Below are 24,760 nucleotides of genomic sequence, written 5' to 3' on the forward strand. Positions count from 1 at the left end.
GGTGCGCGAGATTCTCGGCGCCACCTTCATCGAGGAGCAGCCGCACGACCCGATTTCGCGACAGAGGAACGACAACTAAATGTACGAAGGCATCGTTCAGGAACTCATCGACGAACTCGGCCGTCTGCCCGGCATCGGGCCCAAGTCGGCGCAGCGCATCGCGTTCCACATTCTGCAGACCAAGAACTTCGACGTGAGCCACCTCGCCAATGTGCTGCTCGAGGTGCGCGACAAGGTCAAGTTCTGCGACATCTGCGGCAACGTCTCCGAGCAGGAGACCTGCATGATCTGCCGGGACCCGCGCCGCAACCCCACCTCTATCTGCGTGGTCGAAGAGGCCAAGGACGTCGTCGCCATCGAGCGCACCCGCGAGTTCAAGGGCCTCTACCACGTGCTCGGCGGGGCGATCAGCCCCATCGACGGCATCGGTCCAGACGACCTGCGCATCCGTCAGCTGATGACGCGCCTCGCCGACAACACCGTGCAAGAGGTGATCATCGCCACCGACCCCAACCTCGAGGGGGAGGCCACCGCCACGTACCTCTCCCGGCTGCTCACCACCCTCGACATCAAGGTCAGCCGCCTGGCATCGGGCCTGCCCGTCGGCGGCGACCTCGAATACGCCGACGAGGTCACCCTCGGTCGCGCTTTCGAGGGCCGCCGCACCGTCACGAGCTAGCAGCCCGCCCCGCGGCGCGCTGATGCCCGCCCGCACCAGACCCGTGCGACACCTCCATGGGATCGCTTCCACGAAAATCCTTGACACGCGATCCGGCTCTGCCTAGTGTTATCGCTAGTCCATGGGAGCGCTTCCACGACGAACCCTCAGGTTCCGCCCGCCAGCGTTTCTGTCCCCGTAACACGCCCACAAAGGAGTGCCGTGAGTTCACGACGCGCAATAACAGCCTCGATCGCTGGTGCCGCAGTCTTCGCCATCGTCGCCACCGGATGCAGCGCATCCGCCGGCGGATCCGACGACGGCAAGATCACCCTGTCGGTCACCACCTTCGGCACCATGGGTGTCGACGCAAACTACACCAAGTACATGGAGGAGAACCCGAACATCGTCATCGAGGCCACCAACCTCGAGGGCGGCGGCGCCGCCCGCGACGACGCCTACGCCAAGATCGCCGCCGGCACCGGCCTCAGCGACGTCGTCGCCATCGAAGAGGGCTGGCTCGGCACCATCCAAGAGGTCAGCGGATCCTTCGTGGACCTGCGCGACTACGGCATTGAAGACGTGGCCGACGAGTGGCTGGACTGGAAGTACAAGCAGGGCACGGATGCCGACGGCCGCGTCATCGGCGCCGGCCTCGACATCGGCCCGCAGGGCCTGTGCTACCGCGGCGACCTCTTCGAGGCGGCCGGCCTGCCCAGCGAGCGCACCGAGGTCGCCGAGTACTTCGGCGGCGACGACGCCACCTGGGAACGCTTCTACGAGGTGGGCGCTGAGTACGTCGCCGCCAGCGACAAGGCGTTTTATCACAGCCCCCGGTTCTTCTGGAACTCCTTCGTGAACCAGCAGGAAGAGGGCTACTACAAGTCCGACGGTGAGACCCTGAACATCGAGGGCAACGACGTGCTCAAGGACCAGCTCGCCCTGGTCGTCGAGGCGGAGAACGCGGGCCTCGGCGCCGGACTGCCCGGCTGGGATGTCGGACCGCAGGCCAAGGCCGGCGACTACGCCACCTACATGTGCCCGAGTTGGATGCTCGGCATCGTGCAGGGCTACTACGACGAGGGCACCACCGACAGCGGCTGGGACTTCGCCGACGTGCTGCCCGGCGGCGCGGCCAACTGGGGCGGCGCCTTCCTCGGTGTGTCCGAGTCGAGCGAGCACAAGGAGGAGGCCGCGGCCCTCGCCCTCTGGCTTGCCGCCCCCGCCCAGCAGGCGGCATCGTTCGAACTCGCCGGACCGTTCCCGAGCACTATCGAGGGCCAGGCCCTCGTCGCCGACTCGACCAACGAGTTCTTCAACAACGCCCCCGTCGGCGAGATCTTCCGCGCCCGCTCCGAGGGCGTCATCGCCCAGGTGAAGGGCCCGGAGGACTCCAACATCCAGGACAACGTCTTCGGCCCGGTATTCGACCGCATCGGCCAGGGCGAGATCACGGATGGCGACGTCGCGTGGGATGAGGCGATGGTGCTGCTCGACCAGCTGGTCGGCTAGCGCCCGCACGTCCTCCCGCCACACCAGGCGGGCGGCTCCGGAGCAGTCGCTCCCGGGGCCGCCCGCACCCCTCCCATGTCCCTCTCGCGGATTGGCCGCCGATGTCCAGCACGAGCACGATCACCACCCCCAGCCCCACGAGCCCGAGTCGGAAGCCCACGAGAGCGCGCTCCGACCTCACCTTCAAGCAGAAGCTCTCGCACTTCGACCACAAGGCGTCGCCGTTCCTCTATATCGCGCCGTTCTTCATCCTCTTCGCGCTCATCGGCATCTTCCCGATCGCGTACACCCTCAACGTGTCGCTCTACGACTGGCACCTGCTCAAGGGTCAGGGCGACTGGGTCGGCCTGGCGAACTACACCTCGGTGCTCTCCGACCCGTTCTTCTGGAACGCGTTCGGCAACACCGTCAGCATCTTCCTGCTCTCGGCCGTGCCGCAGCTGCTCTTCGCGACGGTGATCGCCGCCCTGCTCGACCAGGCCCTGCGCGCCAAGACCTTCTGGCGCATGAGCATCCTGCTGCCGTATATCGTCGCGCCGGTCGCGGTCGCGGTGATCTTCGCCCAGGTGTTCAACCAGTACACCGGCCCGGTCGCCGGTCTGCTCAACCTGTTCGGCCTCGAACCCATCCGCTGGGCCTTCGACGTGCTGCCCTCGCACATCGCCATCGCCAGCATGGTGAACTGGCGCTGGACCGGCTACAACGCCCTCATCCTGCTGGCCGCGATGCAGGCCATCCCGCGGGATGTCTACGAGTCGGCCGCCCTCGACGGCGCCAACAAGGTGCGCCGGTTCTGGGCCATCACCGTGCCGATGATCCGGCCCACCATGATCTTCGTGGTGATCACCTCCACCATCGGCGGGCTGCAGATCTTCACCGAACCCAAGCTGTTCGACGGCCGCACCAACGGCGGCGGCGGACGCCAGTTCCAGACCATCGTGCTCTACCTCTACGAACTCGCCTTCCCCAGACGGGACTTCGGCCGGGCCGCGGCCACGGCCTGGATCCTCTTCCTCATCATCATCCTCGCCGGCCTCGCCAACTACGCGATCGCCCGCGCCATCCGCACCAACGACATCAAGCCGGTCAAGATCCCCGCCGCGAAGCGGCCGTATGTGACCAGGTCCATCAACGGAGGCCGCAAGTGAGCACCCTGACCGAACGCCTGATGCCCGCCACCCCCGAACGTCGCGAGGAGCGCAAGGTGCGCCGCCGCGCCACCTACGAGGCGCCCGGCTTCCTCACCTACGGCCTGCTCTTCGCCTTCTTCGCCGGAGCGGCATTCCCGCTCTGGTGGTCGTTCGTGATCGGCAGTCGGCAGTCCTCCGACACCAACCTGGTTCCGCCGGCGATCCTGCCAGGCGGCAACTTCCTCGAGAACGCCGTCGAGGTCTTCGCCACAGTGCCGTTCCTGCAGGCCCTGATGAACAGCCTGATCATCTCCACCGCCATCACGGTCTCTGTGGTGTTCTTCTCCACCCTGGCCGGCTATTCCTTCGCCAAGCTCCGCTTCCGCGGCCGCAACGGGCTGCTCGTCGCTGTCATCGCGACCATGGCCATCCCCACCCAGCTCGGCATCATCCCGCTGTTCATGCTGATGGCCGAGTGGCAGTGGATCGGCACTCTGCAGGCCGTGATCGTGCCCGGCATGGTCACCGCGTTCGGTGTGTTCTTCATGCGCCAGTACCTCGTCGACGTCATCCCCGACGAGCTCATCGAGGCGGCACGGATGGACGGCGCGAGCATGTGGGGCACATTCTGGCACGTCGCCGTTCCCGCTGCCCGCCCCGCCATGGCGGTGCTCGCCCTGTTCAGCTTCATGGCGGCGTGGACCGACTTCCTCTGGCCGCTGCTCGTGCTCGGCCCGACCAACCCGAGCGTGCAGACCGCCCTCGCGGCGCTCAGCGCCAGCGGCGGGCAGACGCCGGACAACTCGATGGTGCTCACCGGAGCCGTGCTGTCCGTCGTGCCCCTGCTCATCCTCTTCATCGTCGCGGGCAAGCAGCTCATCGCCGGCATCATGCAGGGCGCGGTCAAGGGGTGACCCGGCCGCATCCGGCCAGCCCTCGTCGTCACCATTTTCGCCAGCACCTACTTGAAGGACCATTGTGAGCATTCTGACCACCGTGACCACGGGCACCGCCACCTACCGCGACTCCGGCCTCGAATTCGCCCCCGCCTTCTTCATCGGCTCGGCCACCGCGGCCTACCAGATCGAGGGCGCCGTCGACGCGGATGGCCGTGGCCCGTCGATCTGGGACACCTTCAGCGCCACCCCGGGCAAGATCGTCAACGGCGACACCGGCGAGGTCGCCGACGACCACTACCACCGGCTCGAGAGCGACCTCGACCTGATGGCGTCGCTGGGTCTGGAGGCCTACCGGTTCTCGGTCGCCTGGCCGCGCATCCAACCGCTCGGCTCTGGTGAACCCAACCAGGCCGGACTCGACTTCTACTCCCGGCTGGTCGACGGGCTCCTGGCCCGCGGCATCCGCCCCATGGTCACCCTCTATCACTGGGACCTGCCGCAGGCGCTGGAGGATGCCGGCGGCTGGACCAACCGCGACACCGCCTACCGGTTCGCCGAGTACGCCGCCGTCGTCGGTGCAGCGCTCGGCGACCGGGTGAGCTACTGGACCACGCTCAACGAACCCTGGTGCAGCGCCTACCTCGGCTATGGTTCCGGTGCGCACGCGCCCGGCCGCACCGAACCGCTCGCGGCCCTGCAGTCGGTGCACCACCTGCAGCTCGGGCACGGCCTGGCCATGCAGGCGCTGCGGCAGACCGTCACGACGGATGCCGAGTACTCGGTCACGCTCAACTTCCACGTGCTGCGCGGCGACGACGCCAGCTCGCCAGAGGCCAAGCGCCGCATCGACGCCCTCGCCAACCGCGCGTTCACCGGCCCGATGCTGCGCGGCGAGTACCCGGCCGACCTGCTCGAGGACACCGCGGCGATCACCGACTGGTCCTTCGTTCTGCCCGGTGACCTGCAGATCATCCACCAGCCGATCGATTTCCTCGGCGTCAACTACTACTCCACCGCCACGGTGCGGATGTGGGACGGTGCGTCCACGAGGCAGAACGCCGACGGCCACAAAGACGTCGGCGGTTCGCCCTGGCCCGGCAGCGGGCACGTCGAGTTCCTCACCCAGGCCGGCCCGTACACCTCGATGGGCTGGAACATCGCCCCAGACGGGCTCGAGGAACTGCTCCTCTCGCTCAGCGCCCAGTTCCCCGACCTGCCGCTGGTGATCACCGAGAACGGTGCGGCGTTCGACGACGTCGTGGAGCACGGGGCCGTGCACGACCACGACCGGCTCGACTACCTGCGCCGGCACTTCACCGCCGCGCACCGCGCCATCGAGCAGGGTGTCGACCTGCGCGGCTACCTGGTCTGGTCGCTGCTGGACAACTTCGAGTGGGGTTACGGCTACAGCAAACGGTTCGGCATCGTGTACGTGGACTACGACACCCAGGAGCGCGTGGTCAAGGACAGCGGCCTCTGGCTGAAGTCGCTCATCGCCAGCCGGCGTCTGCCCGAGTAGCGTCGGGGAGGCGGTCAGGCCGGTTCAGCGGGGCGGCGATAGAATCGCACTCGCCGCCCACGAAAGGCCCGAATGACCCACGACACGGAGCAGCCCGCCGGCGCCCCGCCCACTCTGTTGGCGGTCGCGCAGCGCGCCAAGGTCTCCCGTTCCACCGCCTCCCGGGTGATCAACGGGTCGCCGCAGGTCACCGAGGAGGCCGTCCGCGCCGTCACGGCCGCGATCGCCGAGCTCAACTACGTGCCCAACCGGGTCGCCCGCAGCCTCGCCAGGCGCTCCACCCAGACCATCGCGATGGTGATCCCGCAGCACACCTCCAAGTTCTTCGCCGACCCCTACTTCGCCGCGGTCATCCAGGGCGCCGCGCTGCACATCGCCACCACCGACTACACGCTCACCCTGCTGATCGAATCCGACGACGACCCGGAGAAGACCCGCCGGTTCCTCGAGGGCGGCAACGTCGACGGTGCCCTGATCCTCTCCCACTTCAGCCGGGACGCCGAGTACATCGCGCTCTCCCGCATCCTGCCGGTGGTGTTCGGGGTGCGCCCGCTGGCCACGGATGACGGCCCGTACTACGTCGTGGACGTCGACAACGTCGAGGCGGCCGCGCTGGCCACCCGGCACCTGGTCGAGCGCGGCCGCACCGACATCGCCATGATCGGCGCCCCGCAGAGCATGTCCGCCGGCCGGGACCGCCGTGAGGGCTGGCAGACCACCCTCGCGCTGGCCGGGTTGGCGGAGGGCCCGTTCGAGGAGGGCGACTTCACCCCGGCCGGGGGAGCCGCCGCGATGGAGCGGCTGCTCGACCAGGGCCGGCCGATGGATGCGCTGGTGGCCGCATCCGCCCAGATGGCCTACGGGGCGATGGGCGTGCTCAAGGAGCGTGGCATCACCGTGCCGGGCGACATCATCGTGGCCACGATCGACAACAACTTCTTCTCCACCAGTGCCGGCCCGCAGCTCACCTCTGTGGACCTGAACACCGACACCAAGGGTGCAGTGATGGCAGAGACCCTGCTGCGCATCATCGCCGGCGAGACGGTGGACCGGTCCACCACCATCCCCGTCGACCTCATCGTGCGCCCCTCCACCGAGCGCTAGCTGCAGTGCCAGCACACAACGTCACATGAACGACCGAGAATACGAACGCATTTAGGATGGAAGCGCGGGATGTCTCCGCGTACCCGGAACCCAGGAGTGCCCACGTGAGCCTGATCGTGCAGAAGTTCGGCGGATCATCCGTTGCCGACGCCGAGAGCATCAAACGCGTTGCCAAGCGCATCGTCGACACCAAGAAGGCCGGCAACGACATCGTCGTGGCCGTCTCCGCGATGGGTGACTCCACCGACGAGCTGCTCGACCTCGCGCACCAGGTCACGCCCATCCCGGCGCCGCGCGAGCTCGACATGCTCCTCACCGCCGGCGAGCGCATCTCCATGGCCCTGCTCGCCATGGCCATCAAGAGCATGGGCTACGACGCCCGCTCGTTCACCGGCAGCCAGGCCGGCATGATCACGGATGCCCAGCACGGCGCCGCCCGCATCGTCGACGTCACCCCCGGCCGGCTCCGCGACGCGCTCGACGAGGGCGCCATCGCCATCGTCGCCGGCTTCCAGGGCTTCAACCGCGACACCAAGGACATCACCACTCTCGGCCGCGGCGGTTCAGACACCACCGCCGTCGCCCTCGCCGCCGCGCTCGGCGCCGACATCTGTGAGATCTACACGGATGTCGACGGCATCTTCACCGCCGACCCCCGCGTCGTGCCCCAGGCACGCAAGCTCGATCGGGTGTCCAGCGAGGAGATGCTCGAGCTCGCCGCCGCCGGCGCCAAGGTGCTCTACATCCGCGCCGTGGAATACGCCCGCAGGCACGGGGTCACCCTGCACGTGCGGTCGTCGTTCAACAGCAACACCGGCACCATCGTCTACAACCCGGGCGCCACCAGCCCGTACGCCACCGCAGTACTGAATGGAGAGACAGTGGAAGAGCCCATCATCGCGGGGGTCGCAGCCGACCTCAGCGAGGCCAAGGTCACCGTCGTCGGTGTCCCCGACATCCCCGGCAAGGCCGCGCAGATCTTCAAGATCGTCGCCAAGACCAACGCGAACGTCGACATGATCGTGCAGAACGTGTCCGCCGCATCCACCGGTCTCACCGACATCTCGTTCACCCTGCCCAAGTCAGAGGGCCAGCAGGTGCTCACCGCGCTCACCAACGAGCAGGCCAACGTGGGCTTCGCCGGCCTGCAGTACGACGACCAGATCGGCAAGCTCGCCCTGGTCGGCGCCGGCATGCGCACCAACACCGGTGTCTCCGCCAAGCTGTTCGAGTCGCTGTTCGAGGCCGGCATCAACATCGAGATGATCTCCACCAGTGAGATCCGCATCTCGGTCGTCACCCGCGCAGACACTATCAACCAGGCCCTGCGCGTGGTGCACACCGCCTTCGGCCTCGACGGCGACGACCTCGCCGTCGTGCACGGCGGCACCGGCCGCTAGCCCCACCCCCTCCCGGCATGACGCACGACCGAGTAAGGATCACACCGTGACCAGCATCGCCCCCAGCACCGCACCCACCGAAGCCGCCAGCGCCGGCATCCATATCGGCGTCGTCGGCGCCACCGGCCAGGTCGGCGCCGTCGTGCGTCGCCTGCTCGAGGAGCGCAACTTCCCGGTCGCCAGCATCCGCTACTTCGCCTCTGCCCGCTCGGCCGGCACCACGCTGCCCTGGAGGAACGAGAAGATCGTCGTCGAAGACGCCGCCACCGCCGACCCCACCGGGCTCGACGTGGCGATCTTCTCCGCCGGTGCCACCACCTCCAAGGCGCAGGCCCCCCGCTTCGCCGCCGCGGGCGTCACCGTGGTCGACAACTCGTCTGGCTGGCGGATGGACCCCGACGTGCCTCTGGTGGTCAGCGAGGTCAACCCGCAGGCCATCGACCAGGCCGTCAAGGGCATCATCGCCAACCCCAACTGCACCACCATGGCTGCCATGCCGGTGCTCAAGGTGCTGCACGACGAGGCCGGCCTCGAACGTCTCATCGTCAGCACCTACCAGGCCGTCTCCGGCAGCGGCCTGGCCGGCGCGCGCGAGCTCGCCACGCAGATCCGTGCGGCGGCCAGCGACGACAACCTCCTCCAGCTGGTGCACGACGGCTCGTCGGTCACCATGCCGGAGCCCACCATCTACAAGCGCCCGATCGCGTTCGACGTCATCCCGCTGGCCGGCGCCATCGTCGACGACGGCTCGTTCGAGACCGACGAAGAGAAGAAGCTGCGCAACGAGAGCCGCAAGATCCTCGACCTGCCCGACCTCCTCGTCTCCGGCACCTGCGTGCGCGTGCCCGTCTTCACCGGCCACTCGCTGTCGATCAACGTCGAATTCAGCAAGCCGATCTCCGTCGCCCGCGCCACCGAGCTGCTGAAAACCGCGCCAGGCGTGCAGCTGAGCGACATCCCCACCCCGCTCGAAGCCGCCGGCGCCGACCCGAGCTTCGTCGGCCGCATCCGCCAAGACCCCGGCGTGCCCAACGGCCGCGGCCTGGCCCTGTTCATCAGCAACGACAACCTGCGCAAGGGTGCCGCGCTCAACGCCGTGCAGATCGCCGAACTGATCGCCGCCAAACTGGCCGTCGGATAGTCGACAAGGCGCACGCGGCGGCGGTCCGCTCCACTAAGGTCAGAAACTGTGGAGACAATCAAGGCGACAGGCATCGCGAACCGGGTCGCCTTCGGCCTGCTCGTGGCGATCGCGCTGGTCTTCATCACCTCCTCCGCGCTCGACGTGGTGTTCGCCGGTAACGCTGAACACCTGATCATCGCCGTCGTCGGTGTGCTGGCCGCCGCCGTGCTCGATGTGCCGCGCCTGCGCCTGGGCACGGTACCGCACCGCAGCCCAGTGGTCGGCCTGCCGATCGTGGTGGTCTTCGCGCTCGAACCGGCCTTCGCCGCACACATCTCGGTGGGTCTGGTCTGCCTGGGCGTGCTGCTGTCGGTGTGGGTGCGCACGCGCCGCCCAGAGGTCGGTCTGTACGCGTCCGGTATCACCGGGCTCGGCGGCATGGCCTTCCTCGCCGCCCACGACCTGCTGCACGGCCTGGACGCCATGTCGGGCGTCATCGCCGCCGGTAGCGCGTTCGCCTATGTGGCCGTCGTCATTCTGGCGGATGGCCTGCGCCGGCGGGTGCACCGCCCGCGGCTGCACCTCGGCCCCGATCAGCGCGACTACACGGCCACCCGGCTGCTGTCCGTCGGCGCCGGCTACACCGTGCTGTGCGCGCTGATCGGCAGCTGGACGCATCCGTTCTTCGACGCCCGCACCGACACCCTGGCCGTGGCCGTCACCCTGGTTCCTCTCCTCGTGGCCGGCTTCGGCGCCATCGTCCTCCTGCGCGCCACGGCCATGCGCCTCCGCCTGGCCGGGGTGGTCTCCGGCGTCATCGACCTCAACGCCACCAATCACTACACCCGGGTCGGCGGGCAGACCTCACCCATCATCATCAGCCCGGCCAGCAGCAGCGCCAGCCTCGACACCGTGCTGCTCAACGCCGTCTCGGCCGCCATCGGGGTCGAGTCAGCGACCATCAGGCACACCCCGGCCGGTCGCAGCGAGATCGGCGCACCGGTGGCCATCGGCACCGCCAACGGCGACACCGGCAACCAGTACGTGGTGGTGCGCCGCGACGGCATGGACGTACCGTTCAGCAGCGACGACCGCCGCGCCATCGCCGCCCTCGCGCACACCGCCGACGTGGTCTACACCGCAAGGGAGAGCATTGGCGGGCTCACCATCCGCGCCAACACCGACCCGCTCACCGGCCTGCCCAACTACGGCGCCTTCCAAGACGCCCTGGCCAACATCAACGATCACCGGGACTACTCCGAGGCCCTCGCGGTGCTGTTCATCGACCTCGACGACTTCAAACGGATGAACGACCGCTACGGCCACCAGGCCGGCGACGAGATCCTCAGCGAAATCGGCCGCCGGCTCAGCGCGGTCATCCGCCCGTACGACGTCGTGGCCAGGGTCGGCGGCGACGAGTTCGTCGTCATCCTCACCCGGCTGTCGTCGCTGGCCGAGGCGAAGCTGCTCGCCGAAGAGCTGATGGACGCCACCGGCGAACCCCTGCCGGTGGGCGGCAACGTGATCAACCCGATCCTCAGCATCGGCCTGGCCTACTCCGCGCACCGCGAGACCGATGTCAACCAGCTGCTCCGCGACGCAGATCGCAGCATGCTCGCCATCAAGAAGTCCCGCCGCCGGGGCGGCCCCGCGCACGAGAGCAGCATCAACATCTCCGGGCACCGGTCGTCGCAGATGAACGACATCGTGGCCCGGGCCATCGACGAAGACCTGCTCGAACTGGCGTTTCAACCCATCGTCAGCCTCGTCACCGGCCAGATCTGGGCGTTCGAGGCCCTCGTGCGCTACACCGACCCCGAACTGGGCCCGCTGTCCCCACCGTCGCTGGTGGAGAAGGCCAAGAGCCTGGGCCGGCTCGACGCGCTGACCCGGCAGGTGGCGCTCAAGGCCATGGCCGCCGCCGCGGACTTCCGGCTGATCGAACCGAGCATCGTCTGCATGACCGTGAACGTGGAGGCCGGCCAGCTGCTGCCGCAGCGGATGGGCACCTTCGTGTCCGAACTGGCCGAGAGATACCCCAACATCTCGCTCTGCCTCGAACTCAACGAACGCTCCGTCGCTCGGGTGTCCACCGCGGTGCGCGCACAGGCCGATCTGCTCCGTGACCTGGGCATCATGATCGCCCTGGACGACTACGGTTCGCAGGACTCCTCCGTCGACGCCCTGGTGCGCATGCCGATGGACATCCTCAAGATCGACAAGAGCCTCGTCGACGACCTCGACGACGTGCGCCAGCGCGAGGTGCTCACCGCACTGCAGGGCTTCGGCGACAACCTCGAGTACTCGATGATCGTGGAGGGCGTTGAGAACGAGGCCATGGCCCACCACCTCACCGCCCTCGGCATCCGCAGCGCCCAGGGTTTCCACTACGGGGTGCCCCGCAGCCTGGAGAAGACCCTCGCCCGCCTCGAAGAATTCGGCGCCGCCGCCGTCCTGCCCGTGCGCGCCGCGTCTGAGCTTTCCCTCTAACGGCTAGGGTCGCACTATGGTCGAGCACACATCCCGGATGCCGCGCGTCGGCGTGCGGGAACGCGTGGAACGCAGCGTCTTCCTCTCCCAGCTGCTCCTCGCCGCCGCGACCCTGCTGCTCGTGGCCGTGTCGGTGGTCACCCGCCCCACCATGTTCGCCGACCCGCTGTACTTCCTCGGCGTCATGCTCATCTTCGGCACCACCGGCCTGGCCGCCGCGGTGCCGTGGCGCCGCTTCCCCAAGGCGTACATCGTGGTGCTGCCGCTGCTCGACATTCTCGGCCTCACCATTGCCCGCATCGCCGAACCCAACCTCGGCGTGAGCTTCCTGCTGGTCTTCCCGGTGATCTGGATGTCCACCCACTTCGGCCAGGCCGGCGCCACCGGCAGCGTCGTGTTCGCGGCGCTCCTGCTCTGGGCGGGCCTGCCGGCGCGGTTCCTCACCGACCCGCTCAACGCCAGCGGCTACGCCACCAGCCAGGCGCCGCTGCTGGCCGTGGTCACGATCATGCTCGCCTTCGTGGCCTCGGTCACGTACACCTCCACCCGCCGCGGCGAGGCCCAGCGGGTGCTGCTCACCCAGCAGGCCGGGCTGTTCGAGACGGCCCTGCAACGCTCGAGGCGCCAGGAGCAGACCCTCGACGAGATCTTCAACACCGTCGACTTCGGCGTGGTCGGCTATGACCGCGACGGCAAGATCAACTTCATGAACCGGGCCCAGCGGATGCTGCTCAGCCGGTTCGGCGTCAGCGACGGCATCGGCCTGGCCAACATCGTCTACCGCGACGACGGCGTCACCCCGTTCACCGGTCCCGACCGGCCGTACCACCGCGCCCTGCGCGGGGAGACCGTCGACCGGGTCACGGTGTGGATCGGCTCGCCCGACCAGCAGCAGGCGGCCGTGCTCGTGTCGGCCCGGCCCATCCGCGACCACACCGGCCGGTACGACGGCGGTGTGCTCGTCACCCGCGACGTCACCGCCGAGGTGCGGGCCGTGCAGGCCAGGGACGACCTCGTCGCGTCGGTGTCGCACGAGCTGCGCACCCCGCTCACCTCCATCCTCGGTTACCTCGAACTGGCCCTCGACGACGACACCGTCGACCCGGACACCCGGCGGATGCTCGAGATCGCGTCGAAGAACTCCGACCGGCTGCTCGAGATCGTCTCCGGCCTGCTCACCGCCGCCAGCGCCTCCAACGAGGGCCTCGCCCTGGCGCTGGAATCCTGCGATATGGCCGCGATCCTCACCGAAGCGGTGGAGTCCGCCGAACCGCTCGCCTCACAGCGCAACATCCGCTTCGACCTCGGCACCCTGCCGGAGACCCGCGTCGTCGCCGACGTGTTCCGGCTGCGCCAGGTGATCGACAACCTGCTCTCCAACGCGATCAAGTACAACGTGGACAACGGCAAGGTGAGCGTGAGCCTGCAGAACGCCGACTGCGGCCTCGAGGTGCGGGTGACCGACACCGGCCGGGGCATGAGCGAGGATGAACAGGGCAACCTGTTCGACAGGTTCTACCGCGCCGACTCGGTGCGCGGGTCCAGCGTGCACGGCACCGGACTGGGACTGAACATCAGCCGCGAGATCATGCGCGAGCATGGCGGAGACCTCCGGCTGGAATCCATCAAAGGTAAAGGGACGACGGCCATCGCCACGCTCCCGGTAGGAATTAGTTGAGCGTGGCCCGCCACGCCCGACAGGGGGAATCATGCTGTTAGACGCGTCGACGCTGCAAATGATGAGCGGACTGATCGTCATCCTCTGCGGGGTGTCGTTCATTTTCAACACCGCGCTCAACCGCAACGACCCGCCCGGCCGGTTGTGGAGCCTCGCCTTCGTGGCGGGCATGATGGTGGCCGTCGGGTACGGCGTCTACATCGTCAGCGCGGATGCCTGGTGGGCGATCACCTTCGCCAACACCGCCCTCGTCGTCACGGTCGGCGCGCTCTGGTCCGGCTGCCGGGTCTACAACGGCCGGTCCTCCGGCTTCCTCATCGTCGGCGGCCTCGCGCTGCTCGTCGGCGCCATCTCGCTGCTGCCCGGACCGGACGGCGGCGAATGGGCCGGCGCCGGCCCGCTCTGGCTGGTCGTGGCCGCGATGGGCGGCCTCGGCGGCTTCGAGGCCCTGCGCGGCCGGCTGCGCCGCAACGTGAACGGCCGCATCCTCGCGATCGTGCTCGGCGTGGTCTCCGTGTTCTACGTCACCCGGGCGGTCACCTTCCTCGTGGCCGGCGTCGAGTCCGCCACCTTCCGCACCTACTTCGATTCCGGCACCACCTCCATCCTCAACATGGCGTTGATCGTCACCGCCTGCATCGCGGTGTCGATTCTCCGCGCCGAGGGGGTCGGCAGCAACGCCGTCGGCGACATCACGGTGGGCATCCACTCCGCCGCCGGGGTGCTCTCCGCCGTGTCGTTCCGCCAGGTCGCCACCGACCACCTCGAACGTGCCGACCGTGCCCAGCAGGGCCTGGCCATGATCGGCGCCGACATCGACAACCTGCCCGAGATCAACACCGCGTTCGGCCGCTCCGCCGGCGACGAGGCCATCGCCCGGTTCGCCGACATCCTGCGCAGCAGCGCCCCGCTGATGGCGCAGATCGGGCACCCCGCCGCGGGCCGGTTCTACGTGCTGGCCGCGGTCGGCTCCGCCACCGAGGCGCGGTCGATCACCGAACGCATCCAGAACGCCCTCGTCGACGGCCCGCTGGGGGAGTCGTACCAGATCCGGCTCACCGCCAGCTTCGGCATCGCGGACACCTTCGACCACGGCTACAGCCTCACCGGCCTCACCGACGCCGTCAGCCATGCCATCGTCCTGGTCAAGGAGCAGGGCGGCAACGACATCGCCGTCGTCACCGAAACGGTCACCCCGCTCTAGCCCGCGCGCCGCTCGCCCTCGCGGCCCAGCGGGGCGGCTACTTCGCGACGGCGACGACGATCTGGTCGCTGGCGGTCTGCTTGGCGTAAGTGGATGACGTGGGCGTCGTCTGGATGAGCAGCTCGTAGGTGAACGACAGGGTGATGCTCGTCGCCGCCGGGTCGATGGCCGGCAGCACGAAGGTCTGGCCGTAGCTGTACGGCGCCTTCATGAAGTACCCGTTCGCCAGGCCGGACTCGTCGATCAGCGGCGCCGGCGCATCCAGGGCCCCGTCGGGACCGGAGACGCCGGGGATGACGCTCACCTTGGACAGGTAGACGGCCTGGCCGTCATCGGTGCCGAGCGCCGCGGTGACGGTGAAGCTGATCGGCTTGTTCGCGCCGGCGGTCCACTCGCCCATGTTCAGCGTCGACGAGTAGTCCACGGTGAGCCCGGCGTCGCCGGCGGTGATGGTGTGCTGGGCGGACCCGGTGGCGAGGTCGTTCTCGATCGCTTTGATGGTGGCCTTCGCCGTGGGGGTGGCGCTGGCCGTTCCGGTCAGGCCGCCGGCCCAGGGTGCCTGGCCGCAGCCGGACAGGGCCAGAGAGAGACCGGCCGCAAGGCTGAGCGCCGCGAGGCGGGTGCGAGTCGACGTCGGCATGGGATTCCCCTTTTATCTCCACGGCGGCAAGCACGTGCTGCGCCTTTTCTTGAGCCTATCTTGTGAAAACCTTGACCCCTACTAGGGGCAATTCGCACAAATCCCTGCCAGAGTTGGGTTTGTGACCGATAGAAACCGCTACGTGAAGCCCGTCGAACCCGTCGACCCGGCGATTGCTGCCTATGCCAACGAATTCAACGAGATGGTCGAAGGCCTGCCCACCTTCCGCCCGAGTATCGGATGCATCGTTCCCGCGTACAACGAGGCGGACTCCATCGCCGGTGTGCTCGACTCGCTGCTCGCCCAGACCCGCCTGCCCGACGTGATCCACGTGGTGGTGAACAACACCACCGACGACACCGTCAAGATCGCCAGCGAGTACGCCGGCCCGCACGAGGTCGTCACCGACGGGGTGCTGCAGTTCACCGAGGTGTTCGTGCACGACATCGGCACCAACCCCGACAAGAAGGTCGGCGCGCTCAACTACGGGTACTCCCTCATCGAGGGCTGCGACTTCCTCCTCGGCGTGGACGGCGACACCACCGCGTCCACGAACGCGGTGGAGAAGCTCGAGGCGGAAATCGCCTCCGACACCCGCATCGGCGGCATCTCGGCGATCTACAGCATCGACGACACCGTCATCCACGGTCTCATCCCCAGCTTCCTGATCTCCGGCCAGCGCGCCCAGTTCGCCGCCTTCAACATGCAGAACATGCTCCGCGGCCGCAACATGGCCGTGCTCGGCGGCCAGTTCTCGATCTTCTCCATGAAGGCGCTGCGCGAGGTCATGGTCGACAGCCACCAGGCCACCCCCTGGGTGAAGGACTCCGAGGTGGAGGACTCGCTGTTGTCGCTGCAGATCAAGAGCGCCGGTTACCTCACCAAGATCAGCGCGCAGGCCCGCGCCAACGTGGGTGGCATGACCACCCTCCGCGGCCTGGACGCGCAGCAGGTGAAGTGGAACTTCGGGGCCATCGAGCTGATGTGGCCCGGCCAGCGTGGCGACACCAAGGGCCAGCCGTTCCACCCCAACCTGCGGCTGCGCTGGGTGGAGAACTTCTCCATGATCGTCAACGTGATCACCCGGGTGCTGTTCTTCATCATGCTCGCCGCCTCGCTGTCGATCAGCGCGTTCGTGTTCAGCCCGATCTGGCTGATCCCGCCGGCCGTGGCGCTGCTGCTCAACCTCCGCACCGCGATGTCGATGAAGAACCGCAACGGCAAGGACATCTTCTTCGCCATCGGGTTCTTCCCCGCCGAGATCTACATGTGGGTGCGCATCGGGCACTTCATGCGGGCCTGGACCAAGTTCGCCAGCAACAAGAAGGTCGACAACTGGGCCGAGCAGGCCAAGGCCGAGCGCGGCTCCGGCAACGCCTATCTGGTTCCCCTGATGGTGGCGGTGGGCTTCACCGCCGCCCTGGTGTTCATCTGGCTGCAGCTGCCCATCATGGTGCAGTCCGCGATCCTGTGGGTCGGCTGGCCGATCCTCGGTGTCACCACGGTGATCCAGACGTTGACCATGTTCTTCACCCTGGTCAAGCGTCACCACGGCTACAAGGTTTGAGCGCGCACATCGAGGCCACGGCGCTGCGTGCGCTGCTCTCCCAGGTCGGCGGGAACCAGGAGCTGCAGCGCCGGTTCGTGCACGACTTCGTGCATCTCTGGGGCAGCCGCGCGCAGCGCCTGCAGGCGGCCCTCGCGTTCCCGGATGCCGAGGAGGCGCACGTGGTGCTGCTCGCCATCCGCTCGAGCAGCACCATGGTCGGTGCCGTCACGGTGGAGGCCACCGCGGCCATGATGCACGACGCCCTCCGCGACGGCGACATCGCCGGCTCGGTGCGCCACATCACCCGGCTCAACGAGGTCGGCGAAAGCGCCTGCCACGATCTCGCCGTGATGTTCGCCCTGGAGCGCTGAGCCCGTTACTCCGAGCCCGCCGGCGTCTGGCGGGCTAGTACGAGTCGCGACCGGCGTCGTCGGATGCGGCCAGCCGGTAGCCGACGCCGCGCACGGTCTCGAGCCAGCGCGGTGCGGTGAGGCTGTCGCCGAGCTTGCGGCGCAGGTTGCTCAGGTGCGCTTCGACGGCGCGCTTGTCGGCCTCGTTCACGTAGTACGACGTCACGTAGCTCTCGCCGCGCAGCAGCAGCGCGAGGTCGGCCTTGCTGCGCACGCGGCGCTTCGACTCGAGCAGCGCCGCCAGCAGGTCGAACTCGGTGCGGGTGAGGTCCAGCTCGGTGGTGCCCAGCACGGCCAGCCGCATGTCGTTGCTCAGCCGCAGCCCGTTGTGCTCGATCCAGTCCTCCGCCCGGTGGTCGCTCGCGCCAGACACGGTGGGCAGCGGAACCGTCACCGACACCGGAGTCTCGCCGAAGACCGGCAGGCCGGAGGCATCCGTCGCCGGCAGAACCGGCGCCACATAGGCCGGCGTGTACAGCGGTTCACCCTGGTCGGCGGGAACGTAGTCCGGCACGGTCACCGGCTCGGCCACGACCGGCGCCGGCGGAGCGAGGGCGCTGCCAGCGACGGCACCGATGGCGGCGGCGTCAGAGGCCGCCGCCATGCGCGGCCGCCGCAACATGGCGTCGATGCGGGCCCGCAGCTCGCGCGGCCGGAACGGCTTGGTGAGGTAGTCATCCGCGCCCGATTCGAGGCCCTGCAGGGTGTCGATTTCTTCGTCGCGCGCGGTGAGCATCACCAGATAGGTGGCGCTGAACGCCCGGATGCGCTTGGCCGTCTCGAATCCGTCCATGCCGGGCATGCTCACGTCGAGGGTCGTCACGATCGGGTCGTATGCCCGCACCGCGCGCACGCCGTCGAGGCCGTTGCTGGTGGCAATGGCCTGGAATCCGGCTTGGGTGAGCACCGCTTCGAGCAGGTTCCGGATATCGGCATCGTCTTCGATGATTACCGCGACTCTACGAGTTTCTTCAGACGCTGCCATACCTGAGCATCTTACTCGTTCGTAGCCCTCTATTCGGGCGAAAGGGGGGCGCGTTTACCAGCCGGCAGAGGCGGCCAGTTGCAGGGCTCGCTCGTTCCACCATTCGCCGGCCGCGGGGCCGCCGTTGCAGGTGCCGTCGCTCTCGCCCGGCAGCTTCACCCAGAGGTAGGCGTCGCGCGGGCCGTTGTCGGTGCTGGCCGCCGGGGCCTGGCCGATCGCCCGGCCGGTGGGGTTGCACCACTCGCCGTTGCTGCCATTGCCGTTGCGCGAGGAGTCCACGATGAAGTGCGCGTCGCCGGTCAGGGCAGACACCGCCTCGCCGAAGCGCTGTTCCTCGGCGTCGCTGTTGTAGTTGGACACGTTGGTCGCGAACCCGCGCACCTCCTGCACGCCGGCCTGGTTGAGCAGGTCGGCCATGGTCGTAGCGTCGATCCAGTCGGAGTGGCCGGCATCGAGGTACACGGTGGCGATGCTGGTCGAGAAGGCGGCCACGCCCTGCTGGATCTGCGCCACTCGTTGTGCCACGTTGCCGCATTCCTGCGCGAGCGCGAGGGCATCCGGTTCCAGAATCACCACGGCCGACCTGGTACTCAGCGCGGTCGCGATCGCCGACACCCAGACCGGGTAGTCGCTCTCCGACAGGCCGCCCGCGGAGAAGTTGCCGCAGTCGCGGTCGGGGATGCCGTAGATGACGAAGATGGCTTCCTGGTCGGCCGCCGCCGCGGCATCCGCGATCTCGGCCACATCGGCCTGCACGGTCGCCAGCGGGTACTTCTCCGGCAGCAGCCAGATCGCGGCCGGCGTCTCGGCGATGCGGGCCACGGTCGCGGCCTCGGCCGAGTCCGGGTCGTCCTGGGCGGCGGAGGCGGCGGCGACGCTGGCCGTGGACGCCGGGTTCGCGTAGAAAGACACCCCGGCCAGCGGGTTGGTGTCGGCGGCGGCCCCCATCCCCGAGGCGAAGGTGCCGATGAACAGGCCCAGTGCAACGATCGGGGCGGCGAGGGCGATCATGCCGAGGGACAAGCCCAGGCGGCTTCCGGAGGTGGCCATTCGCCAACCTTATACTGGCTTCTCGCGGCCAAGCCCGCGCCCGTCAGGGCGCCGAGCGCGGCGGGTTAGAGTGAGAACGTGAAATCTGACAAGGTCGATGTTGCCCTGATTGGCGGGGGCATCATGAGCGCCACTCTCGCCACCCTGCTCAGCGAACTGCAGCCCGACTGGAACATCCAGGTCTACGAGCGCCTCGGTGAGCTGGCCCAGGAGAGCTCCAACCCGTGGAACAACGCCGGTACAGGTCACGCCGCGCTCTGCGAGCTGAACTACATGCCGCAGGCGGCGGATGGCTCGGTGACGGCCGAGAAGGCCGTGGCCATCAACGAGCAGTTCCAGATCAGCCGCCAGCTCTGGGCGCACCTGGTCGAGACCGGTGTGCTGCCGTCGCCGGAGAAGTTCATCAACTCCACCCCGCACATGACCTTCGTGCACGGCACCAGCAACATCGACTACCTGCGCAAGCGCCGCGATGTGCTCGCCGACCAGCCGCTCTTCGCCGGCCTGGAGTACAGCGAAGACCCCGCCGTGATCGGGCAGTGGACCCCGCTGCTGACCAAGAAGCGCGACCCCAAGCAGAAAATCGCCGCCACCCACATCGCGTCTGGCACGGATGTCGACTTCGGCGCCCTCACCCGCTACCTGTTCGAGTCGCTCAAGAAGCGCGACGTGGCCGTGCACCTCAACCAGCAGGTCACCAGCCTCAAGCAGCAGGACGACGGCTCCTGGAAGATCAAGCTGCTCAGCCTGGTCGGCCGCTACACGAACACCGTCGACGCGAAGTTCGTCTTCGTCGGCGCCGGTGGGGGAGCGCTCCCGCTGCTGCAGAAGAGCGGCATCCCCGAGATCCAGGGCTTCGGCGGTTTCCCCATCAGCGGCCAGTTCCTGCGCACCTCCAACCCGGCGATCGTGGCGCAGCACCAGGCCAAGGTCTACGGCAAGGCCGCCGTGGGCGCGCCGCCGATGTCGGTGCCGCACCTCGACACCCGGGTGGTGGATGGCGAGACCTCGCTGCTCTTCGGCCCGTTCGCCGGCTTCAGCCCCAAGTTCCTCAAGCGCAGCACCTGGTTCGACCTGCCGTTCTCGGTGCGCCCGCACAACCTCGTGCCCATGCTCGCCGTCGCCAAGAACAACTTCGGCCTGATGAAGTACCTCATCGGCGAGGTCTTCGCCTCCCGAACGGCCAAGATGAACGCGCTGCGGGAGTTCATGCCCACCGCCGAGGCCAAGGACTGGGAACTCATCACCGCCGGTCAGCGTGTGCAGGTGATGAAGAAGGACGCCAAGCTGGGCGGCATCCTGCAGTTCGGCACCGAGGTCATCACCTCCGCAGACGGCAGCATCGCCGGCCTGCTCGGCGCCTCGCCCGGAGCATCCACCGCCGCCCCGATCATGGTCGACCTGCTCAAGCGCTGCTTCCCCAGCGACTACTCCCGGTGGGAGCCGCAGCTGCGCGAGATGATCCCGAGCCTCGGCACCACCCTCAGCGACGACCCCGCCGCGGCGGCCGCCTCCCTGGCCGCCACCGCCAAGACGCTGCACCTCACGGCGTAGCGCCGCATCCGTTGCCCGGGCCGCCCGCGCTGCCCGCGCCTGTCGAGACCTCGCAACCGGATCTCGCTGCTCGAGCCGGCCGCGTTGGTCGAGCCTGTCGAGACCTCGCAACCGGATCTCGACAAGCTCGATCAGCGAGGACCCGGTCCCGTTGGTCGAGCCTGTCGAGACCTCGCAACCGGATCTCGCTGCTCGAGCCGGCCGCGTTGGTCGAGCCTGTCGAGACCTCGCAACCGGATCTCGACAAGCTCGATCAGCGGGTGGTTGCGCCAGCCACCGAGCGAATCCCCGAAAACCCGGAATAGTCAGCCGCTCTCCGAGCTTGGGTCCATCGTGACCTCAACACTCGACGCCCGGACGCTGCCCATCCGATGAGCATCGCCAGCAGAGACGTCGGCTTCCGGTCCGAACGCGGACCCATCCTCATCGCCCTCATGCTGACGACCGGTCTCGTCGCCATCGAGTCCACGATCCTGGCCACCGCGGTGCCCTCCATCGTGAAAGACATCGGCGGGTTCTCGCAGTTTCCCTGGCTGTTCTCCATCTACCTGCTCGCGCAGGCCGTGTCCGTGCCGGTGTACGCGAAGCTGTCCGATGTCATCGGGCGCAAACCGATCCTCCTGTTCGGCATCGGCGTCTTCCTGATCGGCTCTATCCTCTGCGGCTTCGCGTGGAGCATGCCCGCCCTCATCGCGTTCCGCGCCATCCAGGGCCTCGGTGCCGGCGCCATCCTGCCGATGTCGGTCACCATCGCCGGCGACATCTACACCGTGGCCGAGCGCGCCAAGACCCAGGGCTACCTCGCCAGCGTGTGGGCGATCTCCTCCGTCGTCGGGCCCACTCTCGGCGGGGTGTTCGCCGAGTTCTCCACCTGGCGGTGGATCTTCTTCATCAACATCCCGCTCTGTGTTCTGGCGGCCTGGATGCTGATGCGCACCTTCCACGAGACCATCCAGCACCGCAGGCACAAGGTCGACTACCTCGGCGCCACCCTGTTGATGTTCGCGTTGAGCGCCCTGCTGCTGGCGGTGCTCGAGGGCGGACAGGCGTGGGCGTGGGCCTCGCCGCAGAGCGTCGGCGTCTTCGGCATCGGCGCGATACTGCTGGTCGCGTTCGTCTTCGCCGAGCGCCGGGCCGCCGAACCGGTGCTGCCGATGTGGATCTTCTCGCGCCGGGTGGTGCTGACGAGTTCGCTGATCGGTGTGGGCGTCGGGGCGATCATGCTCGGGCTCACGTCATTCGTGCCCACCTACCTGGAGGGCTCGCTCGGGGTCACCCCCATCCTCGGTGGGCTCGCCGTGGCGGCCCTCACCATCGGCTGGCCGATCTCGGCATCCCAATCCGGGCGGCTCTACCTGCGGATCGGCTTCCGGCCCACGGTGCTCATCGGCATCACCATCACCGTGATCGGCACAGCGACCCTGGCGCTCACGGCAGCGACCCCCGCCGTCGCCACGGTCGCCGTCTGCTGCTTCATCATCGGCCTGGGCCTCGGCCTGGTCGCGACGCCGTCGATGATCGCCGCCCAGTCGAGCGTCGAATGGGATGAACGCGGAGTCGTCACGGGAACCAACATGTTCTCCCGCTCCATCGGCAGTGCCGTCGGAGTGGCGATCTTCGGCGCGGTCGCAAACGCCATCTATGCGGTTCCCGGCAACACCGACCACGACCCGCAAGCGATAACGGATGCGTCGTCCGCCGTCTTCCTGGCGCTCGCGATCACCGCGGTCGCGACAGTCGCCGCCGCGTTCTACATGCCCCGCACCAAGCCCCTCGGTCTCGACCCCGCGCCCACCACCCCCTAGCGCGCCGCCGTCCCGCTCACCCCCAAGCCCCCGAGCCCCCGAGCCCCCGAGCCCATCGCCGTCCCGCCCGCCCCCGGGCCTGGATCTCGTCCCGCCCAGCACCGATTCACCCCCCGCCCCGCCCCGGCTCGCGCGGGTCAGGCGCCGTAACGCGGGTGGCGTGCCACCGGTGTGAGTGCCGCAAACGAGCTGCGCGGGTCACGCGCCGATTCGCGGGTGGCGTGCCACCCGCGAATCGGCGCCCAGCCCGCGCATCGCGACACCGGCGCTCCGCCCCACCACCTCGAGCCCGCACCACAGCACGGATGCCCGCCCCGCGACCACTTGCATCCGTCTCGAACATGTGTTCGACTTGGAGCATGCGCTGGAGTGGACAGGAACTGACAACCGAGCAGGCCGGGGCACTGCCAGGCCTGGCCCGGCTGAACAACCTCGTCCGCAGCGTGCGCACCCCCGAGTTCGACGGCATCACCTTTCACGAGGTGCTCGCCAAGTCAGCCCTCAACCGGGTGCCCGGCCAAAGCGCCATGCCCTTCGGCTGGACCATCAACCCCTACCGAGGCTGTTCCCACGCGTGCACGTACTGCCTGAGCCCCGAAACGCTCATCCTGATGGCGGATGGCCGACAGAAGCCGCTGTGGGACGTCAGGGTTGGCGAAGCCATCGTGGGCACCCGCACGGAAGGCAACTATCGGCGCTACGTGGAGACGACGGTTCTCGCAGCGTGGAATACGCGTAAGCGTGGCCACCGCATCACGCTCGCCGATGGCACCGAGATCGTTGCCAGTGGTGACCACCGTTTTCTCACCGATCGCGGCTGGAAATACGTCAGTGGCGCCATGACTGGCGAGGGGCAGAGGCCATTCCTCACCACGAATAACAAGCTCATGGGCTTCGGTTTGAATGGGCTGACCGAGACGACGCGAAAGCTGCGGATCACCGGCTCCGCCCTCAAGTCCGCCGCCAAGCTGCAGATCGTCTCCATCGAGGACCTCGGCACCACCATGGACATGATCGACATCACGACGGGAACCGGCGACTTCATCGCCAACGGAGTCGTCAGCCACAACTGCTTTGCCCGACCCACCCACAACTACCTCGAGCTCAATGCCGGCAAGGACTTCGACAACGAGATCATCGTCAAGGTCAACGTCGCCGAGGTTCTGCGCAAGGAGCTCGCCAAACCCAGCTGGGGCAAGCATCCGGTGGCTCTCGGCACCAACACCGACCCGTACCAGCGTGCCGAGGGACGCTACCGGCTCATGCCCGGCATCATCGCCGCGCTCGCCGAGTCCGGCACCCCGTTCTCGATCCTCACCAAGGGCACCCTGCTGCGCCGCGACCTCGACCTGCTCGTCGAGGCCAGCCAACAGGTGCCCGTCGACCTGGCCATGTCCATCGCGATCTACGACGACGAACTGCAGCAGGCCGTCGAGCCCGGCACCCCGAGCACCAAGGCTCGCCTGGCCACGGTCAGCGCCATCCGCAATGCCGGCCTGGACTGCTCCGTCTTCATGATGCCGATCCTCCCGTTCCTCACCGACACCCGCGTCCACCTCGACGACGCCATGCGCCAGGCCAAGGCCGCCGGAGCCACCGGTGTGCTCTACAGCTCGCTCTACCTCAAGCCCGGCGTCAAGGAGTGGTACCTGCACTGGCTCGAACGCGACCACCCCGAGCTGCTGCCCCGCTACCGCGAGCTCTACGCCCGCGGCGCCTACGCCCCCAAGGAGTACCGGCAGTGGCTGGCCGCGCGCATCAACCCGCTGCTGCGCGCCCACGGCCTGCACCGCCGCCGCGAAGATCCGGCCACCGGCGGCATCCTCTCCACCGCGCTCACCCAGATGCCCGGTACCCCCACGGATGCGCCGCCCGGCACCTCCCTGCTCGCCGCCGAGCTGCCTCCCGAGCTCGCCCCCACCCTCTTCTAGTCCCGCCCGTCCCGCCCCGGCTCCCCACGCCCAGTCGGGGGTGCATAACTAACACGAAAATAGACGTGAGGTCATGCTGCCGCCGGTGTGAGGGTGACGTCGTAGCCGAGTTTGCGGAG

General features: G+C 68.2%; 19 protein-coding genes. 16 read left to right on the top strand and 3 right to left on the bottom strand.

The window, feature by feature from the left end:
- Window positions 1-79 precede the first annotated feature (79 nt).
- The 11 genes from recR (at window position 80) to K2F54_RS13370 (ending at window position 14,717) form a co-directional block, all read left to right on the top strand.
- A complete protein-coding gene (gene recR, locus K2F54_RS13320; RefSeq protein ID WP_220606349.1) occupies window positions 80-679 on the top strand; it encodes a recombination mediator RecR in 600 nt (199 codons plus the stop codon).
- 201 nt (window positions 680-880) lie between these two features.
- Complete coding sequence (locus K2F54_RS13325; RefSeq protein ID WP_220606350.1) at window positions 881-2,170, top strand: ABC transporter substrate-binding protein; 1,290 nt, start codon at window positions 881-883, stop codon at window positions 2,168-2,170.
- A gap of 101 nt (window positions 2,171-2,271) precedes the next feature.
- Complete coding sequence (locus tag K2F54_RS13330; RefSeq protein ID WP_220606351.1) at window positions 2,272-3,318, top strand: carbohydrate ABC transporter permease; 1,047 nt, start codon at window positions 2,272-2,274, stop codon at window positions 3,316-3,318.
- Window positions 3,319-3,338: 20 nt separating this feature from the next.
- Window positions 3,339-4,214, top strand: a complete 876-nt coding sequence (locus K2F54_RS13335; protein WP_220606373.1) for a carbohydrate ABC transporter permease — start codon at window positions 3,339-3,341, stop codon at window positions 4,212-4,214.
- A 73-nt stretch (window positions 4,215-4,287) separates the two neighbouring features.
- A complete protein-coding gene (locus K2F54_RS13340; protein WP_255577104.1) occupies window positions 4,288-5,718 on the top strand; it encodes a GH1 family beta-glucosidase in 1,431 nt (476 codons plus the stop codon).
- 72 nt (window positions 5,719-5,790) lie between these two features.
- Window positions 5,791-6,822: a LacI family DNA-binding transcriptional regulator gene (locus K2F54_RS13345; protein WP_220606352.1), complete on the top strand. Its 1,032-nt coding sequence runs from the start codon at window positions 5,791-5,793 to the stop codon at window positions 6,820-6,822.
- 104 nt (window positions 6,823-6,926) lie between these two features.
- On the top strand, window positions 6,927-8,222 hold the full coding sequence (locus K2F54_RS13350; protein WP_220606353.1) for an aspartate kinase: 1,296 nt from the start codon (window positions 6,927-6,929) through the stop codon (window positions 8,220-8,222).
- Between the two features lie 46 nt (window positions 8,223-8,268).
- The gene (locus K2F54_RS13355; protein ID WP_220606354.1) at window positions 8,269-9,363 is read left to right on the top strand and encodes an aspartate-semialdehyde dehydrogenase; all 1,095 of its coding nucleotides are present in this window, start codon (window positions 8,269-8,271) and stop codon (window positions 9,361-9,363) included.
- Window positions 9,364-9,411: 48 nt separating this feature from the next.
- On the top strand, window positions 9,412-11,835 hold the full coding sequence (locus tag K2F54_RS19580; RefSeq protein WP_220606355.1) for a putative bifunctional diguanylate cyclase/phosphodiesterase: 2,424 nt from the start codon (window positions 9,412-9,414) through the stop codon (window positions 11,833-11,835).
- 16 nt (window positions 11,836-11,851) lie between these two features.
- Entirely contained in the window at window positions 11,852-13,513 is a 1,662-nt protein-coding gene (locus K2F54_RS13365) for a sensor histidine kinase (protein ID WP_220606356.1), read from the top strand.
- A 61-nt stretch (window positions 13,514-13,574) separates the two neighbouring features.
- Complete coding sequence (locus K2F54_RS13370) at window positions 13,575-14,717, top strand: GGDEF domain-containing protein (RefSeq protein WP_220606357.1); 1,143 nt, start codon at window positions 13,575-13,577, stop codon at window positions 14,715-14,717.
- Window positions 14,718-14,754: 37 nt separating this feature from the next.
- Here K2F54_RS13370 and K2F54_RS13375 read toward each other — a convergent pair whose 3' ends face one another.
- The gene (locus tag K2F54_RS13375; RefSeq protein ID WP_220606358.1) at window positions 14,755-15,357 is read right to left on the bottom strand and encodes a hypothetical protein; all 603 of its coding nucleotides are present in this window, start codon (window positions 15,355-15,357) and stop codon (window positions 14,755-14,757) included.
- Window positions 15,358-15,478: 121 nt separating this feature from the next.
- Here K2F54_RS13375 and K2F54_RS13380 point away from each other — a divergent pair, with 121 nt between their 5' ends.
- Window positions 15,479-16,924 carry a glycosyltransferase family 2 protein gene (locus tag K2F54_RS13380; RefSeq protein WP_308287659.1) on the top strand — a complete coding sequence of 482 codons (1,446 nt, stop codon included), beginning with the start codon at window positions 15,479-15,481 and terminating at the stop codon, window positions 16,922-16,924.
- Window positions 16,921-17,277: a hypothetical protein gene (locus tag K2F54_RS13385; RefSeq protein WP_220606359.1), complete on the top strand. Its 357-nt coding sequence runs from the start codon at window positions 16,921-16,923 to the stop codon at window positions 17,275-17,277. The genes K2F54_RS13380 and K2F54_RS13385 overlap by 4 nt, the downstream gene beginning before the upstream one ends.
- A gap of 34 nt (window positions 17,278-17,311) precedes the next feature.
- Here K2F54_RS13385 and K2F54_RS13390 read toward each other — a convergent pair whose 3' ends face one another.
- Window positions 17,312-18,301, bottom strand: coding sequence for a response regulator transcription factor (locus K2F54_RS13390; RefSeq protein WP_220606360.1), 990 nt, complete (start codon window positions 18,299-18,301; stop codon window positions 17,312-17,314).
- 54 nt (window positions 18,302-18,355) lie between these two features.
- A complete protein-coding gene (locus K2F54_RS13395; RefSeq protein WP_220606361.1) occupies window positions 18,356-19,351 on the bottom strand; it encodes a glycoside hydrolase family 6 protein in 996 nt (331 codons plus the stop codon).
- Between the two features lie 123 nt (window positions 19,352-19,474).
- Between K2F54_RS13395 and K2F54_RS13400 the strand changes: the two genes are divergently transcribed.
- From K2F54_RS13400 to K2F54_RS13410, 3 genes are all read left to right on the top strand, one after another.
- Window positions 19,475-20,905 (top strand): malate:quinone oxidoreductase, encoded by a 1,431-nt coding sequence (locus tag K2F54_RS13400; RefSeq protein WP_374107297.1) that lies wholly within the window; start codon window positions 19,475-19,477, stop codon window positions 20,903-20,905.
- Window positions 20,906-21,276: 371 nt separating this feature from the next.
- On the top strand, window positions 21,277-22,710 hold the full coding sequence (locus K2F54_RS13405; protein ID WP_220606363.1) for an MDR family MFS transporter: 1,434 nt from the start codon (window positions 21,277-21,279) through the stop codon (window positions 22,708-22,710).
- A gap of 359 nt (window positions 22,711-23,069) precedes the next feature.
- Complete coding sequence (locus tag K2F54_RS13410) at window positions 23,070-24,641, top strand: Rv2578c family radical SAM protein (RefSeq protein ID WP_220606364.1); 1,572 nt, start codon at window positions 23,070-23,072, stop codon at window positions 24,639-24,641.
- Window positions 24,642-24,760 lie beyond the last annotated feature (119 nt).

It is taken from the genome of Cryobacterium inferilacus, from assembly GCF_019599185.1.
In the GTDB taxonomy this organism is placed as follows: Bacteria; Actinomycetota; Actinomycetes; order Actinomycetales; family Microbacteriaceae; genus Cryobacterium; species Cryobacterium inferilacus.

Excerpts from the sequence above, each read along its gene's own strand:
- K2F54_RS13370 (WP_220606357.1), top strand. The coding sequence starts at position 13,575 with ATGAGCGGACTGATCGTCATCCTCTGCGGGGTGTCGTTCATTTTCAAC.
- K2F54_RS13395 (WP_220606361.1), bottom strand. The coding sequence starts at position 19,351 with ATGGCCACCTCCGGAAGCCGCCTGGGCTTGTCCCTCGGCATGATCGCC.
- K2F54_RS13335 (WP_220606373.1), top strand. The coding sequence starts at position 3,339 with ATGCCCGCCACCCCCGAACGTCGCGAGGAGCGCAAGGTGCGCCGCCGC.
- K2F54_RS13400 (WP_374107297.1), top strand. The coding sequence starts at position 19,475 with ATGAGCGCCACTCTCGCCACCCTGCTCAGCGAACTGCAGCCCGACTGG.
- K2F54_RS13405 (WP_220606363.1), top strand. The coding sequence starts at position 21,277 with ATGAGCATCGCCAGCAGAGACGTCGGCTTCCGGTCCGAACGCGGACCC.
- K2F54_RS13345 (WP_220606352.1), top strand. The coding sequence starts at position 5,791 with ATGACCCACGACACGGAGCAGCCCGCCGGCGCCCCGCCCACTCTGTTG.
- K2F54_RS13330 (WP_220606351.1), top strand. The coding sequence starts at position 2,272 with ATGTCCAGCACGAGCACGATCACCACCCCCAGCCCCACGAGCCCGAGT.
- recR (WP_220606349.1), top strand. The coding sequence starts at position 80 with ATGTACGAAGGCATCGTTCAGGAACTCATCGACGAACTCGGCCGTCTG.
- K2F54_RS13375 (WP_220606358.1), bottom strand. The coding sequence starts at position 15,357 with ATGCCGACGTCGACTCGCACCCGCCTCGCGGCGCTCAGCCTTGCGGCC.
- K2F54_RS13410 (WP_220606364.1), top strand. The coding sequence starts at position 23,070 with ATGCGCTGGAGTGGACAGGAACTGACAACCGAGCAGGCCGGGGCACTG.
- K2F54_RS13390 (WP_220606360.1), bottom strand. The coding sequence starts at position 18,301 with ATGGCAGCGTCTGAAGAAACTCGTAGAGTCGCGGTAATCATCGAAGAC.
- K2F54_RS13365 (WP_220606356.1), top strand. The coding sequence starts at position 11,852 with ATGGTCGAGCACACATCCCGGATGCCGCGCGTCGGCGTGCGGGAACGC.